General features: G+C 65.5%; 12 protein-coding genes. 4 read left to right on the forward strand and 8 right to left on the reverse strand.

The window, feature by feature from the left end; translation table 11 throughout:
* Positions 1-139: 139 nt before the first annotated feature.
* A complete protein-coding gene (locus E5CHR_RS30350; protein ID WP_162583452.1) occupies positions 140-1,927 on the reverse strand; it encodes a hypothetical protein in 1,788 nt (595 codons plus the stop codon).
* Between the two features lie 392 nt (positions 1,928-2,319).
* Between E5CHR_RS30350 and E5CHR_RS30355 the strand changes: the two genes are divergently transcribed.
* Positions 2,320-3,705 carry an aminopeptidase P N-terminal domain-containing protein gene (locus E5CHR_RS30355; RefSeq protein ID WP_162583453.1) on the forward strand — a complete coding sequence of 462 codons (1,386 nt, stop codon included), beginning with the start codon at positions 2,320-2,322 and terminating at the stop codon, positions 3,703-3,705.
* On the opposite strand, the gene E5CHR_RS30360 is transcribed toward E5CHR_RS30355, so the two are convergent.
* The 7 genes from E5CHR_RS30360 to E5CHR_RS30390 all read right to left on the reverse strand — a co-directional run bounded on the left by E5CHR_RS30360 (position 3,702) and on the right by E5CHR_RS30390 (position 10,733).
* Entirely contained in the window at positions 3,702-4,298 is a 597-nt protein-coding gene (locus tag E5CHR_RS30360; RefSeq protein ID WP_162583454.1) for an AAA family ATPase, read from the reverse strand. The two genes, E5CHR_RS30355 and E5CHR_RS30360, sit on opposite strands and share 4 nt — an antisense overlap.
* Positions 4,298-4,666 (reverse strand): TA system antitoxin ParD family protein, encoded by a 369-nt coding sequence (locus E5CHR_RS30365; protein WP_162583455.1) that lies wholly within the window; start codon positions 4,664-4,666, stop codon positions 4,298-4,300. Before E5CHR_RS30365 ends, E5CHR_RS30360 begins: the two co-directional genes overlap by 1 nt.
* Before the next feature lie 71 nt (positions 4,667-4,737).
* The gene (locus tag E5CHR_RS30370) at positions 4,738-6,303 is read right to left on the reverse strand and encodes an FAD-dependent oxidoreductase (protein ID WP_162583456.1); all 1,566 of its coding nucleotides are present in this window, start codon (positions 6,301-6,303) and stop codon (positions 4,738-4,740) included.
* Positions 6,300-7,871 carry a polyamine aminopropyltransferase gene (locus E5CHR_RS30375; protein WP_162583457.1) on the reverse strand — a complete coding sequence of 524 codons (1,572 nt, stop codon included), beginning with the start codon at positions 7,869-7,871 and terminating at the stop codon, positions 6,300-6,302. The genes E5CHR_RS30370 and E5CHR_RS30375 overlap by 4 nt, the downstream gene beginning before the upstream one ends.
* Positions 7,872-7,887: 16 nt before the next feature.
* Positions 7,888-8,109, reverse strand: a complete 222-nt coding sequence (locus E5CHR_RS30380) for a DUF350 domain-containing protein (protein ID WP_162583458.1) — start codon at positions 8,107-8,109, stop codon at positions 7,888-7,890.
* Positions 8,110-8,128: 19 nt separating this feature from the next.
* Entirely contained in the window at positions 8,129-9,607 is a 1,479-nt protein-coding gene (locus E5CHR_RS30385) for a DUF4178 domain-containing protein (RefSeq protein ID WP_162583989.1), read from the reverse strand.
* 76 nt (positions 9,608-9,683) lie between these two features.
* Positions 9,684-10,733 carry an SPFH domain-containing protein gene (locus E5CHR_RS30390; protein WP_162583459.1) on the reverse strand — a complete coding sequence of 350 codons (1,050 nt, stop codon included), beginning with the start codon at positions 10,731-10,733 and terminating at the stop codon, positions 9,684-9,686.
* Between the two features lie 163 nt (positions 10,734-10,896).
* Here E5CHR_RS30390 and E5CHR_RS30395 point away from each other — a divergent pair, with 163 nt between their 5' ends.
* From E5CHR_RS30395 to E5CHR_RS30405, 3 genes are all read left to right on the forward strand, one after another.
* Complete coding sequence (locus E5CHR_RS30395; protein WP_162583460.1) at positions 10,897-13,236, forward strand: NADP-dependent malic enzyme; 2,340 nt, start codon at positions 10,897-10,899, stop codon at positions 13,234-13,236.
* 181 nt (positions 13,237-13,417) lie between these two features.
* On the forward strand, positions 13,418-13,831 hold the full coding sequence (locus tag E5CHR_RS30400; RefSeq protein WP_162583461.1) for a ribonuclease domain-containing protein: 414 nt from the start codon (positions 13,418-13,420) through the stop codon (positions 13,829-13,831).
* Between the two features lie 47 nt (positions 13,832-13,878).
* On the forward strand, positions 13,879-14,313 hold the full coding sequence (locus E5CHR_RS30405) for a barstar family protein (RefSeq protein WP_162577690.1): 435 nt from the start codon (positions 13,879-13,881) through the stop codon (positions 14,311-14,313).
* Positions 14,314-14,525 lie beyond the last annotated feature (212 nt).

Genomic DNA, 14,525 nt, shown 5'->3' on the forward strand with positions numbered 1-14,525 from the left:
CGCAAATTGGCGGCGACGGGAAGGAGACCTTCGCGCTCACTCGTGTAGGAGAAGGGGCCGGGCAGCGAATTCGACCGAGCATCAAAAAGCCCGCACGAAGCGGGCTTTTTGATGTCAGAGAACGCGGGATCTCAGTAGATCAGGGCACGTTGGCGGTTCGAATGTTGAACGGCTTGCCTTCCATCGCAAAGCTGCCGCCAAATTCAATATTGACACCGTTGGTGGGCTGCACCGGACAGCCGCCCGGCGGCTGGCAGGACCAGGAGCCGCCGCGATTCGCGAAGATCACGGAGCCATAACGGTAGTTGGACACCTTTTTGCCGGCGTAGTCGGCAATGCTCAGGACCATGTTGTCGCTGGCAAAGTTGTCGGCATCCTCCACAGCGATCGGGTCGATGATGCGCGAGTCCTGCAGGCTGCGCACCACGCTGCCGCTGTTGCCGTCGGAGCCGAATCTCACCCACTGGATCTTGCGATCGCCGCGCGAGGCCACCAGCACCTGCTGGTTCAGCGGCTCGATGGTCTTGTTCTCCGGATCGATCTTCGAGGTCGCGAGCGAAGTCGGGTTTCTGCCGACAGCGACGCGGCCCTTCTCGGTCACGTCGCCCACCACGGTCCCGGTGGGCACATTACCGAGGCCGTAGATCCTCAGCGAACCCGATTCGGTCGCGATCCAGGCCCGATGCACATTGCCGAACAGAGTCGTCTTCACTGCTGTCGGTCGATCGTCCAGGGCCACGGTGGAGATCACCGTCGGCGTCTGCTGCGGCTTGTACGCGAAGGTGTACGGCCACTGGTTGTCGGCCTGTCCCAGGTTCGTGAACTCCGTCGGGCCGGTGCCGAAGTAGACGTTGTTGACGTAGCTGAACAGCGGCTTCAGGTCGATGAACGCAGCCTTCTTCTCCGACTTGGAGATGACCACCGCCACACCCGCCTTGGCATATCGGTTGGCGTTGGTGCCCGAACCGCTGAAGGTGGCGCGCTTGGACGGATCGGTCAGGGGCGAGTAGGTCTGGCCCATGAATTCCCCACCCTTTTCAGGCAGCGCCGTCTGGAACTGGTCGAAGCCGGTGGTCACCGCAATTTCCGTCGGCGCGTTCATGCCAGGCAGGTCGATGTAGCCGAGCACCTTCATGAAGGCGATGTTGCCCATGTTCGGCAAGCCCGGATACACACCCATCCACTCGTGCCACCAGTCGTACCACGCGTCGTAGCTGCCGTTCTTGTTGGAATCGTACGGATTGCAGTTGTTGCACAGCCCGGCCAGCGAGATCACCGCGACCTGGCCCTTCAGCGCGGTCGTGTCCCACACCGTCACCAGCGCGTATTCGCTGGTATTGGTCATCGCGATGCCGGTGGGCACCTTGTTGGCGGGCAGCTTGACGGAACCCTTGTTGTTCGCCGTGTTGCTGCCGGCCGTGCCGATCAGGCCATTCTGGAAGGCAACCAGCGAAGTCGCGCAGAAGCCCGTGCGTCCCCCGCAACGCGCCACCGCCACCGGATCGCCATTGGTGAGACCGGCCGTCTTGTAGGTGCTGACGTTGTAGTTGGTGCGCCCTGCGCTGCCGTCCCACGCTGCCGCTTCCTGCCAGGGCAGCTGCGGCGCCTGCGAGAAGGTGTTGTGGTCGACTGCCGAGATCTGCAGATCGCCCACGCCCATGCGCACCGCCGGGTTGTCAGCCACGAAGCCCACGTGAGCTTGGTTGGTCGAATAGAGGCCGGCGTCGGCGAGAAGAGGCCCGCCGACTTGCCAGGTGCCGGCGTGGTAGGTCATCGTCTGGTCGGAGCGCTGGGACAGCGTCGGAATGCCCGCGTTGTCGACCGGAGCCGGATTGCCGTAACGGTAAGCGATGCCCGCATCCTTGGCGAACTGCGCGGCGGTCGCCTTGTAGGCGTCGGCTGCGATAGCGCCGGAAGTGTCGACCACTTCGTTTGCAACGGGAGTTGTGGTGGCTGGGGCCTGGGTGCCTTGCGTGGCATTGGTGCCGGTGCTGGTGGCAGCGCCAGCGCCGGCAGTCGTGTCCGTGGCGGTGCCGGCGGTGGTACCCGTGTCAGTGGCCGTCGCTGTCGCGCCGAGGGCGGCGAATCCACCGCCACCTCCACCGCCACCTCCTCCACATCCCGTGATGAGAGCGCTCGCGACTACCGTAAGCAGCGCTGCGCCTTTATATGAAAACTTCAACAAAAATACCTCCAATTTGACAAGATAGTCATTTGTACGTGGGAGTCCTCCTACAGGGCAACTCTTCTTGCAATTGTTTTCTTGTTGTGTTTTCACTCTCCAGGAGTGGAGTTACAAAGGTATTGCATAGTCACGTTATGACCGCAAATCATCAAAGCTCCCGGCGCAAGGAACTTTCTTCTTATCTGGGCGCCGACGCGGTAGCCATCATCCCGACGGCACCCGAGCGGCCGCGCAATCGCGACTCGGATTTCCCGTTCCGGCACGACAGCTACTTCTATTACCTGACGGGCTTCAGCGAGCCCAATTCCTGCCTGGTGCTCACAAGCGAAGGGCATGCCACCCTGTTCTGCGCCCCGAAAGACCTCGAGCGCGAAATCTGGGACGGCTATCGCCTCGGTCCGGACGCTGCACCGGCGGCGCTCGGCGTCGACGAGTCTTTTTCGGTCGAAGAACTCGACAGCCGCATGCCGAAGCTTCTCGAAAACAAGAGGACTGTCTGGTACCCCTTCGCGACGCACAAGGGTCTGGAGTCGCGCGTCGACGGCTGGCTGTCGGCGGTGCGTGCCAGGGTCCGTTATGGCGCGCTGTGCCCCGATGAACAGCGCGACTTGTGCGGACCGCTGGATGAAATGCGGCTGATCAAGGATGCCCACGAGCAGGACACGATGCGCCGCGCGGCACAGATCAGTGCGCGGGCGCATGTTCGCGCGATGCAGCAGTCGGCGCGCATGCTGCGTGAAGGCCAGGACGTGCGCGAGTACCACCTCGATGCGGAACTGCTGCACGAGTTTCGCCTGGGCGGCTCGCAGTACCCGGCCTACACCTCCATCGTGGCCGCCGGTGCCAACGCCTGCGTGCTGCACTACCGCGCCGACGTGGCGCCCGTGCGCGACGGCGAACTGGTGCTGATCGACGCCGGCTGCGAGCTGGACGGCTACGCGAGCGACATCACTCGCACCTTTCCGGCGAACGGCGTCTTCACCGGCCCGCAGCGAGCCTTGTACGAGCTGGTGCTGGAAAGCCAAGACGCTGCCGTGGCTGCAACGAGAGCAGGCGCTCGCTTCAACGACCCCCACGATGCCACGGTGAAGGTGCTGTCACAGGGCATGCTGGACCTGGGACTGCTGGACGCCAACAAGGTGGGCGGCGTCGACGACGTGATCGAGAAGCGCGCCTACTTCGCCTTCTACATGCACCGCACCGGCCATTGGCTGGGCATGGACGTGCACGATTGCGGCAGCTATGTGGAGCCCGCGCAGGCGAGCGAGGTCAGCGAGCGCAGGGACCCGCTGTCGAACGAGCTCATCAAGAACCGCCCCAGCCGCATCCTGAAGCCGGGCATGGTGCTGACCATCGAGCCGGGCCTCTACGTGCGGCCGGGTGAAGGCGTGCCGGAGCGGTTCCACAACATCGGCATCCGCATCGAAGACGACGCGATCGTGACGCAAACGGGCTGCGAGCTGATCTCACGGGGTGTCCCGGTCAAGCCGGACGAGATCGAGGCTCTGATGCGGGCCTAACCCACCTCGGCAGGCCTCAAAACCTGGCGCGCCCAGGCAGGGAGCCACGGCCCGCGAGGGCGGACCTGGCCACCGACGACGGAGGCGACCAGGTGGGGCCCGCCGGTCTCGGTGTCTGCGGCGTCGAACAACAGGGCGAGTTGCACCTCGCGCACGGCAATGCGCAGGTTCTCGAGCGTGCGCGGGTAGCGCGTCAGGATCTTGTCCGCGGGCACGTCATGGCCGCCCTCGTGCACGCGCTGCTGAACCCGCTCCAAGAGCTGCCGCGGATCGTCGAGGCAAACCACGTAGAGCGCGATCTCGAAACCCAGGGCTCGCGCCTCTGCAATGAGCTGCAGCTTGGAAGGATGTGAAAAAACCGTCTCGCTGACGAAGGCGCGACCAGCGTCCAGGTGGGCCTTGCGCTGGGCGTCAGCCCACGTTCGCGCGGCCTCGGAGCGCCGTACCGCATGGCGAATGTGACCGAGCTCTTCGCGCTCGTGCAGGTCGGCATTGACGAAAGGCAGCTGCGGGTAGCGCGGCTGGATCAGGTACCGGTAGAGCGTCGATTTGCCGGCACCGTTCGGGCCGGCGATCAGGTGGAGAACAGGCATCAGGCCGCGCGGCGGCTGCGCGGACGGCTTTGCGACTTGGCGCGGTTCTCGGCCACAGCAGCCTTGGCTCGCTCGGCCAGTGCGCCGGACTGGGCGAGGGCCAGCACGTGGCCGTGCAGGGCGCCGAGTTCGGGCGACAGCACCGGCGGCACCTCCGCGGCAACGGCGTACCGCGCTCCTTCCTCGCGCGCGATCAATGCCTGGCTGTCCTGGATGGAGAGGCCGGTCTGCTCCAGTGCGCGCCCGAGCGTGGCCCAGTACTCGATCTGGCCCGCCACCGAGCGGCGCAGGGGCTGGGCTGCATCGCGCGCCTTGTCCACCAGCGCGGCCGGTAGCTTGACGGAAGCGAAGGGGGTTGGCGTAGGCATGTGTGACTCCTGATTGGCGCATTTTGCGCCAATGGGCAAAGCCTCGCAATTCAAGCGGTTGCTCCGCGAGTTCAGGCCGCGGCAAGGTGCCCGCGCACAAAGGCTTCCTCGAAGATCGAATACCCTGACCAGTCGCTGTGCGCAAAGGCAAGGCGGCCGGAGACGATACGCTCGCGCGCGCCAAGCCGGGCGAGCAGTCCGGGCGCCGGAATGGCCATGGCGTGGCCGTAACGCGTGATCTCGATGCGGGTGGCGAGCGCGGCAAGATCCGGATGAGGCAGTGACAGCTCGGCCAGCAGTTCGTCGCGCCAGCCGCTCCAGGGTCGATCCAGCAGCAGGCGCCGGGCGTCCGCGCCATCGTACGCGCTGGGGCCGAGCGGCCGGTACCAGCTCAGCACGGTGGCGCCCGGCGTCGGATCCAGCGCCTGGTGGCGCGCATCGACATAGCCAAGCCCACGTGTACCGTAGACCACGTTGTCCCAGCTCGGAGCCGCGCCGGGCCGGTCGGCCAGCGGCTCGCGGAGGTGCACGTTGGCCACCAGCCACGGTGCATGGTGCAACGCGCTGGCGGCGTCGCGCAAGAGCGCAGGGGCGTTCTCCACCACGCGGCCGGCGATGAAGGCCGGCAGCGCGACGATGCAGCGCTCGGCCTGCCAACGCACCCGGGCCCCGGCGATCGCATCGAAGGCTTCGACCTCGACGCCCGCGCGTGTCTCGGCAATGCGCAGCACCCCATGGCCGGTCTTCAGGCGATCCCCCAGCGGCGCCGCAAGCCGCCGGGACAGCCAGCCATTGCCCTCGGGCCAGGTCAGCACCGCGTCGCGCTCGGCGTCCTCATCGCCCGGCGCATGGAAGCCGTGCCGGCTCGCGAAATAGTGGATGCCGGCCCAGGCCGAGACGTGCGCGCTGCCGGCACCGTAGTCGTCACGGCAGCAATAGTCCAGGTACCAGCGCAGCTGCGGATCGTCGAGGCCTTCGCGTTCGAGCCAGGCCGCGAACGGCAAGGCATCCAGTTCCAGCAGGCGCGGCATGAGCGGCGCGCGCAGCGTCGGAATGGCGAAGCGCGCTTCGCGCCGCAGGGCATCCACGCGCCTCGCGAACAGCCGGTACTGCGCCAGGGTGCGTTCGTGCATGCCCTGCACGGGCAGCAAGCCGTCCTGCCAGGCGCCCTGGAAGAAAAGGCGTTCCTGGGGGCTGTGGCAGAGGTGACGTTCCTCGTACTCCCAGCGGCCCGCCACACGCTGGCGCAAGCCGAACTCCTCGAGCAGGTCCTGCACCTCGTGGGCCTCGTGACCCGGCAGCGGCAAGTAATGGGCACCGAGAGGGCAGGCGATGCCGCCGACCTCGCCGCCCCGGCTGTTGCCGCCGGCCTGGTCCTCGAGTTCAAGCAGCACGAAGTCCTCGATGCCGGCCAAGCGCAGGGCGCGCGCAGCCGCCAGCCCGGCAATGCCTCCGCCGGCGATGACGACGCGCGTGCGATGCGTGATCGAGGGCGCCTCGCCGCGGCGCCACGCCTGGTCGCGCATTGCGTGGCCCCGCGCGATATCGATCCCGGTGAAGCCCCCTTCGATCTCGTGCCGCGCGCCGCAGCCGCCGAGCGTCAGGGCGGCGGCACCGAGGAATGCGCGGCGCTTCATCCGCCGTGACCGACGACCTTGCCCCACTCCTGCTCGTAGGTCGTCACCAGGGTCTGGTTGGACAGCCGGTTCACTTCGGCCGGCACGCGCGCCATGTCACGCGGGAACTCGAACAGCTGGGGCAGCGCCGGAAGGGTCAGGAAGCGCAGCCCCTCAGGCAGGGCCTGTGGCAACCGGTAAGGCCTGCGGCCCGCCACCACGAAGCCCCATTCGCCGAAGCTGGGCACGTGCGCATGGTAGGGCGTCGCCACCAGGCCGACCGACTCGACGGTGGCGACCACCGTCCAGAAACTCTTGCGAGCAATCAATGGCGAGGTCGTCTGGATCACGGCATAGCCGCTGGCGGCCAACCGCTTGTCGAGCAAGGCGTAGAACGAATTCGTGTAGAGCTTGCCGATCGCAAAATTGGTGGGATCGGGAAAGTCGACCACGATCACGTCGAACATATCGCCGGTCTGCTGCAGCCACTGGAAGGCGTCGGTGTTGACGATCCGTACCTTCGGCGACTTGAGCGCGCCAGCGTTGAGGGCCGCCAGCGTCTCGTGTTCGCTGAACAGCCGCGTCATGTTCGGATCGAGCTCGACGAGCGTGATGCTCTCCACCGAGGCGTACTTGAGGATCTCACGCACTGCCATGCCGTCGCCACCGCCGAGCACGGCCACCTTCTTCGGTGCGCCCTGCGCCGCCATGGCGGGATGCACGAGAGCCTCGTGATAGCGGTACTCGTCGCGCTCGGCGAACTGCAGGTTGCCGTTGAGGAAGAGCCGGTGCCCGGCGCCGCCGCGCGTGACGACGATGCGCTGGTAGGGCGAGCTCTCGCTGAAGACGATGCGGTCTTGATAGAACTTGTCTTCCGCCAGCGTCGTGATGTGCCCCGCGAACACGAAGGCGGCGGCCAGAGCGGCCAGCGCCAGCGCGCAGGCCAGCGCATGCGCGCCCACGCGGCGCAGCTCGTGCCTGAAGAGCCACAGCGCCCACAGTGCCACCGCCGCGTTCATGAGGCCGAAGAGCAGCCCGGTGCGGATCATGCCGAGCTGGGGCACGAGCAGCAGCGGGAAGGCGACCGACACCGCCAACGCGCCCAGGTAATCGAAGGTCAGCACCTGCGAGACCAGGTCCTTGAGCATCACGTTGCGGCGCAGGATGCGCATCACCAGCGGGATCTCGAGGCCGACCAGCGTGCCGACCACCAGCACCAGGCCGTAGAGCAGCAGGCGAAAGGCGCCGGGAATGTAGGCGTTGGCGATGAAGAGCAGCGCGGGCAGAGCACCGCCGACCAGCGCCACCATCAGCTCGATGCGCAGGAAGTGCGCCGGCAGCTGCCGCTCGAAGTAGCGCGAGAGCCAGGAGCCCACGCCCATCGCGAACAGATAGGTGCCGATGATGGTGCTGAACTGCAGCACCGAGTCGCCCAGCAGGTACGAGCTGAGCGCCGCGGCGCTCAGCTCGTACACCAGCCCGCAGGCCGCGACCACGAACACGCTGGCGAGCAGCGCGATCTCGACTGGCTGCGGGCCGCGCGCCGCCGCAGACGGACCTGGAGCCGGGTCCAAGGCTGCCTCGCTCATCGACCGCCGCGAAGATTCAGTGGATCGCGGCGGCGACGATGATGCTGATGCCCAGGCTCATCGCGGCCACGACCACGCCGAGCGCCACGTTCTGCTTCTCGACGATCTCCTGCCACAGGTCGTAGGGCGTTAGCTTGTCGATGAGAACGAAGGTAATCCAGAACATCAGCACGCCGATCAGCGCGTAGAGGATCGAGCCCAGGAAGGCCGCGGGCCTTAGCCATTCAATTCCAAACATGAGGACCTCCGGAAAAAAGTCATTTGTGGCCGCCGCCACTGGAATAGCCGCCATAGGAGCCGCCCGAGCTGCGCGAGCCGCCGGAGCTGCTGGTGCAGGTGCTCAGGATGATCAAGAGGATGAGGATCACCACGATGATCAGAATGATGGTGCCGCAGCCGAGCTTGCCGGCCGCGCTGACCGGCAGCGCGTCGCCGCGCTTGAACATGTCCTTCTTGCCGTCGAGCTTGAAGGCGGCCGCCACCGCGGCACTGTCGATCTTGCTGCCGGAAGACCAGGTCAGCTCCTTGGCCGAGCGCTCCATCGACAGCAGTGCGCTGCCGCTGGCAAAGTCGCGATTGAAGGTCTTCTGCCCGCGCTCGACCTGCCAATAGAACTCGCCCGCCACGTAGCTGGTCTCGGCGTTGTACGCGTACTGCTGCTGGTAGACCTTGCCCAGGTAGGTGGCGCGCGAGCCGTTCTCGGCCATGGTGGGCGCACCGGTCGTGGGCTTGACCAGGCTCCAGCCATCCTCGGCATCGACCAGGAAATTGAAGCCGCGCTTCTTGTTGTAGAGCAGGTACTCGTTCCACCCGAAATGCTCGTCGTCGCCGGGCGCGACACCCATGCGGTGCTGGAACCCGACCACCTGCCACTGCGCGCCTTGCAACTGGCCCGTGGCCCCAATGGGAATCAGCGGCTGCACCGGCTCGTCCTGCACGGCGTGACGCAGCTCGCCCCCGATACCCTGCGTCAGGTCGATGATGCTGTTGCAGGCGCGGCAGGTGACGCTCTTGCTCTCGGCAAAGTTGACGTTGACCGGCGAGCCGCAGTTCGGGCAGTTGAAGCTGCGGCCCTTTTCCTCCTTGGCCGATTCGTCGCGCAGTCCGGTCAGCTGCAGGTCCTCGAGCTGCACCGCGCGACCCAGGTAGGCGCCGGGCGGCTGGGTGTCGTAGTCGAGGCTCAGCACCTGCCCCTGGTCATTGCGCAGCTCGACCGCGGCGAAGGGCTGGCCAAGCTCGGGCAGGCGCGGCAGCTCGCCTTGGGCGGAGACCAACCGGACCTGCTCGTTCGACGCTACCGTGTAGCTCTGGCCATTGAAGGCCGTGGTCGCGCCCACGCGCAACTCGGCCGAAGGGGGGGCCGTGCGCTGCAACTCATACGGCAGCGAGAAGACGAAGGCGCCGTTGTCCTCGCTCAGGATGCCGCTGCGTTCGGCGTCGAGCGCGGCAATCCACTCGGTCCAGCGGCCGCCGTCGTAGCTGTACTGCAGCCGCCCGACGAGCGTGAAGGGCTGGTCCTGGATGCGCCCGGCGGCGAACAGCTGCAACGGGCTGAAATCGTCGAACAGCTCCGCCATCTTGCCGGTGCGGGCGAGCGTGTCGCCCTGGCGCACGACGGTGCTCTGGCAATAGGGGCAGACCGCATGGGTGGATTGCGCCGACCGGAATTCGACCGGCGCGCCACAGCCGGGGCAGGGCGCGCGGTAGTAGCGCTGCTGGGAAGAGTCAGTGACCACAAAAGGCGACGGCAAGGGTCCGCTCGCTGCGAGCTTGTCGAAGGGGCTTCGACAGCTCAACCGGAACGGAAAGGGCTCAGACCAGCTTCTTCAGCAGTTCCGCCTTCTTGGCGTCGAATTCTTCCTGCGTGAGGATGCCCTTGGTCTTGAGCTCACCGAGCTTTTCGAGCGTGGTCATCACGTCGGCCGGGTTGATCACCGCGACGCTGGGTTGCTGCTGCGCTGCCGCCGCGGGGGCAGCGTTGGCCGGGTTGAGTCCTTGCTGCAGGTTTTGCGCCAGCACCTGGCCCAGTGCCACGCCGGCACCGAGGCCCATCGCGTCGCCGGCAATGCCGCTGCCCTGGCCTGAGCCTTCGGCGAATTTCGGTATCGCCTGGGCCGTCTGGTACTGCATGAACTTGCCCATGTCGTTGCCTACCATGCCCATGCCGATCTTCTGGTCGAGGATCTTCTGCAGCTCCTCCGGCAGCGAGACGTTCTGCACCGTGATGGCCTCGAGCTGAATGCCGATCTTGGCGAACTCGGGCACCAGCTGCGCCGCCAGCGCCTGCGCGAACTGGATCTGGTTGGCAGCCAGGTCGAGGAAGGGCACGCCGCTTGAGGCGATGGCGTTGCTGATGTTCTGCAGCACCAGCCCACGCAGCTGGCCGTCGAGGTCGGCCACCGTGTAGATGTCTCGCGTGCCCGAGATCTCGGTATGGAAGCGCTTGGCGTCGCCGATGCGGAAGCTGTAGTTGCCGAAGGCGCGCAGGCGCACGGCGCCGAAATCCTTGTCGCGGATCGTGATCGGCTGGGGCGTGCCCCATTTCTGGTCGACCTGCTGGCGGGTGCTGAAGAAATAGACGTCGCTCTTGAAAGGCGACTCGAAGAGCTTGTCCCAGTTCTTGAGGTAGGTGAGGACCGGTAGCGTCTGGGTCGTCAGCTTGTACATGCCCGGGCCGAACACGTCGGCAACCTGGCCTTCGTTGACGAAGACCGCGACCTGCGATTCGCGAACCGTCAGCGAGGCGCCGTTCTGGATTTCCATTTCCGCCATCGGAAAGCGCCAGGCCAGCGTCCCGTCTCCAGTCTCGGTCCACTGGATGATGTCGATGAACTGCTTCTTGATGAAATCCATCAGCGCCATGATCGCTCCTCGTCCGGTTTTCTGAGCGGGCATATTGCCACAATGGCTTGGCGCTCCGAGGCTTTTTAGCTGCCTGCGCCAGTGCGCCGAGCCCCGTGGCGCCTGCAATGCGAGGTCTACAATCGGCGCCCCCTACAAGAAGCGTTGCACGGAGCCAAGGCACATGTCCGATCTGACCTCCCCGATCCCCACGCCTGAAGACAAGCGCGACGAACTGCGCCGGGCGGCCCTCGAGTACCACGAGCTTCCTGTTCCGGGCAAGGTCGCGATCGCGGCGACCAAGCAGATGATGAACCAGCGGGACCTGGCGCTGGCCTATTCGCCCGGCGTGGCTGCGCCTTGCGAGGAGATCGTCAAGGACCCGGTCAACGCCTTCAAGTACACAGCGCGCGGCAACCTGGTCGCGGTGATCACCAATGGCACCGCAGTGCTGGGCCTGGGCGACATCGGGCCCCTGGCCTCCAAGCCGGTGATGGAAGGCAAGGGCGTGCTGTTCAAGAAGTTCGCGGGCGTCGACGTGTTCGACATCGAGATCGACGAGAAGGACCCTGCCAGACTGGTGGAAGTCATCGCCGCGCTGGAGCCGACCTTCGGTGCCATCAATCTCGAGGACATCAAGGCGCCGGACTGCTTCTACGTTGAGCGCGAGCTGCGCAAGCGCATGAAGATCCCGGTCTTCCATGATGACCAGCACGGCACGGCCATCACCGTGGCTGCGGCCATGCTCAACGGGCTGAAGGTGGTCGGCAAGGACATCGGGCAGATCAAGCTGGTCGCCTCCGGCGCAGGTGCTGCGGCGCTGGCCTGCCTCAACTTGCTCCTGAAGGTTGGCCTCAAACGCGAGAACGTGTTCGTGACCGACCTCGCCGGCGTGGTCTACGAAGGCCGCACCGAGCTGATGGACGACGACAAGCGCCAGTACATGCAGAAGACCTCGGCGCGCTCGCTGGGCGAGGTGATCGAAGGCGCGGACGTGTTCCTCGGCCTTTCGGCGGGCGGGGTGCTCAAGCCCGCCATGGTGGCCAAGATGGCGGCGAAGCCGGTCATCTTCGCGCTGGCCAACCCCAATCCGGAAATCACGCCCGAGGACGCAAAGGCAGTGCGCGATGACGTCGTCATGGCCACCGGCCGTACCGACTACCCGAACCAGGTCAACAACGTCCTGTGCTTCCCCTACATCTTCCGCGGCGCGCTGGACTGCGGCGCCACCACCATCACCGACGAAATGGAGGTCGCAGCCGTGCACGCCATCGCCGAACTCGCGCAAGCCGAGCAGAGCGAGCGCGTGGCGGCCGCCTACGTGGGAGAAAAGCTGAGCTTCGGCCCTGACTACCTCATCCCGAAGCCCTTCGATCCCCGGCTCATGATGAAGATCGCCCCCGCGGTTGCCAAGGCGGCGGCCGAGAGCGGCGTCGCGCTGCGGCCTATCACCGATCTCGACGCCTACCGCGACAAGCTGCAGAGCTTCGTGTACGCCTCGGGCACCACGATGAAGCCGATCTTCGACGCGGCCAAGCGCGCGCCGAAGAAGCGGGTGGCTTACAGCGAAGGGGAGGAGGAACGGGTGCTGCGCGCGGCGCAGATCGTGGTCGACGAAGGCATCGCCCGGCCCACGCTGATCGGGCGGCCCGCCATCATCGCCCAGCGCATCGAGAAGTTCGGCCTGCGGCTCAAGGAAGAGCTGGACTACGACGTCGTGAACACCGATTTCGACCACCGCTACCGCGACTTCTGGCAAACCTACCACCGGATGACGGAGCGCAAGGGCATCACGGTGCAGGTCGCCAAGATCGAAATGCGCCGCCGGCTCACGCTCATCGGCGCCATGCTGCTGCACAAGGGCGACGTCGACGGACTCATCTGCGGCACCTGGGGCACGACGGCGCTGCACCTGCGCTACATCGACCAGGTCATCGGCAAGCGGGTTGGCGGTTGCGCGAGCACGCCGCAAGACGTGCCGATCTACGCCTGCATGAACGGCCTGCTGCTGCCTGACAGGCAGGTGTTCCTGGTCGACACGCATGTCAACTACGATCCCACTCCGGAGGAGCTGACCGAGATCACGACCATGGCGGCCGAGGAAATGATGCGCTTTGGCTTGAAGCCGAAGGCCGCACTGCTGTCGCATTCGAATTTCGGGACCAGCGAGCATCCCAGCGCAATCAAGATGCGCCAGACCCTGGCGCTGCTTCGCGAGCAGGCGCCATGGCTTGAAGTCGACGGAGAAATGCACGGCGACGTTGCTTTGGACGGCAAGCAGCGCGCCCAGGTCATGCCGCACAGCGCCCTGGCCGGCGATGCCAATCTGCTGGTATTCCCGAATATCGACGCCGCCAATATTTCCTACAACCTGCTCAAGACAGCCGCCGGCGGCAACATCGCGATCGGCCCGGTCCTGCTCGGGGCGGCCAAACCTGTGCATATCCTCACCGCCACTGCCACGGTTCGGCGCATCGTCAACATGACGGCCTTGACGGTGGCGGACGCAAATGCCGAGCGTTAAGCCCTTGTGCGACAGCGGTCGCTAACTTCAGAGCCACAGACGAGACCCTGGCGCCTGCTCAAAGATTGAGCAGGCGCTTGCTATTTGTGCGTCCCTCGGGCACACTTGCGGCCTTGAATTTGCGGGTTAACCCGGAGGTTGACCTGCGATTCGGCCCTCGCTCTTTTCCTTCTGGTGCCCCATGGCGGCTTACGCCTCGATCACGTTCCCGGTCTCCAAACTTGCGCTCACCGGCCTCTTGTTGATGGCCGTGGGCGCTGGAGCCCAGGCCCGCGAATGGTTAGGGACCCGCGCCGATCGGTCGGCACAGGAAACGATCGCGCTGGCCGAATTGCCGGTGCAGGGCCAGCGCACTTATGGAGCCATCTTGAACGGTGGCCCCTTCCGACATGAAAAGGACGGCTCGGTGTTCGGCAATCGCGAACGCCAACTGCCGCAAGAGCGCCGGGGCCACTACCGAGAGTACACGGTCGAAATGCCTGGCTCGCAGGACCGCGGCGCACGGCGCATCGTCTGCGGAGGCGAGCGCAAGGTGCCATCGGTGTGCTGGTACACGGCAGACCATTACGCGAGTTTCAGGCGGATCGTGCCATGAGCGATGAACTGGATTGGAGCGGCGCACCCAGGCGCCCTGAGGTAAAGATGACCACGACAACTATGGAAAGACCAGCGGAGATGACCCCCACCCTTCGGGGCGTGCGACCCAACATCGTGCAATCGATTCGTGCATTTCGTGTGAGCGATCTGCAGGAGGCGGCACATGCGGCGGGGCAGCACTTCCTCTATGCCAATCTGGGCAACGCCCAGTCGAAGCAGGACGTGCTGGACCTGATCGCTCAACAGTTCACCTTTCCGCAGCACTTCGGCAAGAACTTTGACGCGCTGTACGACTGCATGACCGACCCCTTGCACAAATCGGGCCCGCAGCCCGGCTTTGTCATCGTGCTCGAGCAGATCCCGGCGAACGCCAAGTTCGACAAGGAGGCACGCGAGCAGTTGCTGGACATCTTCCGCGACGCCGCCGACTATTGGGGCGATCGGAAGATACCGTTCAGGTGCTTCTATTCTTTTCTGTAGCCCGTTCTGCATCCACCAGCCAAGCAGAACGGGCGAACGAGGCTAACGGCACCGAATCGGTTTCGGGCATTGAACTCCAGAACAACAGTGACCCGGCGGCAGAAAAGATGCCGACCGACAAGCTGGTCGACGTGTCGCCCCTGGCGCTGCGCATGAGCAGCCCCTTCAATGCGGGCTATTGGCTGGCCGCAGCATAGTCGTCGGTTCGCCGC

The organism is Variovorax sp. PBS-H4, assembly GCF_901827205.1.
Taxonomy (GTDB): Bacteria; Pseudomonadota; Gammaproteobacteria; order Burkholderiales; family Burkholderiaceae_C; genus Variovorax.

What these genes read in the sequence shown, in the direction of transcription:
- E5CHR_RS30355 (WP_162583453.1), top strand. Translation starts at nt 2,320, where the DNA reads ATGACCGCAAATCATCAAAGCTCCCGGCGCAAGGAACTTTCTTCTTAT.
- E5CHR_RS30360 (WP_162583454.1), bottom strand. Translation starts at nt 4,298, where the DNA reads ATGCCTGTTCTCCACCTGATCGCCGGCCCGAACGGTGCCGGCAAATCG.
- E5CHR_RS30365 (WP_162583455.1), bottom strand. Translation starts at nt 4,666, where the DNA reads ATGCCTACGCCAACCCCCTTCGCTTCCGTCAAGCTACCGGCCGCGCTG.
- E5CHR_RS30370 (WP_162583456.1), bottom strand. Translation starts at nt 6,303, where the DNA reads ATGAAGCGCCGCGCATTCCTCGGTGCCGCCGCCCTGACGCTCGGCGGC.
- E5CHR_RS30375 (WP_162583457.1), bottom strand. Translation starts at nt 7,871, where the DNA reads ATGAGCGAGGCAGCCTTGGACCCGGCTCCAGGTCCGTCTGCGGCGGCG.
- E5CHR_RS30380 (WP_162583458.1), bottom strand. Translation starts at nt 8,109, where the DNA reads ATGTTTGGAATTGAATGGCTAAGGCCCGCGGCCTTCCTGGGCTCGATC.
- E5CHR_RS30390 (WP_162583459.1), bottom strand. Translation starts at nt 10,733, where the DNA reads ATGGCGCTGATGGATTTCATCAAGAAGCAGTTCATCGACATCATCCAG.
- E5CHR_RS30395 (WP_162583460.1), top strand. Translation starts at nt 10,897, where the DNA reads ATGTCCGATCTGACCTCCCCGATCCCCACGCCTGAAGACAAGCGCGAC.
- E5CHR_RS30400 (WP_162583461.1), top strand. Translation starts at nt 13,418, where the DNA reads ATGGCGGCTTACGCCTCGATCACGTTCCCGGTCTCCAAACTTGCGCTC.
- E5CHR_RS30405 (WP_162577690.1), top strand. Translation starts at nt 13,879, where the DNA reads ATGACCACGACAACTATGGAAAGACCAGCGGAGATGACCCCCACCCTT.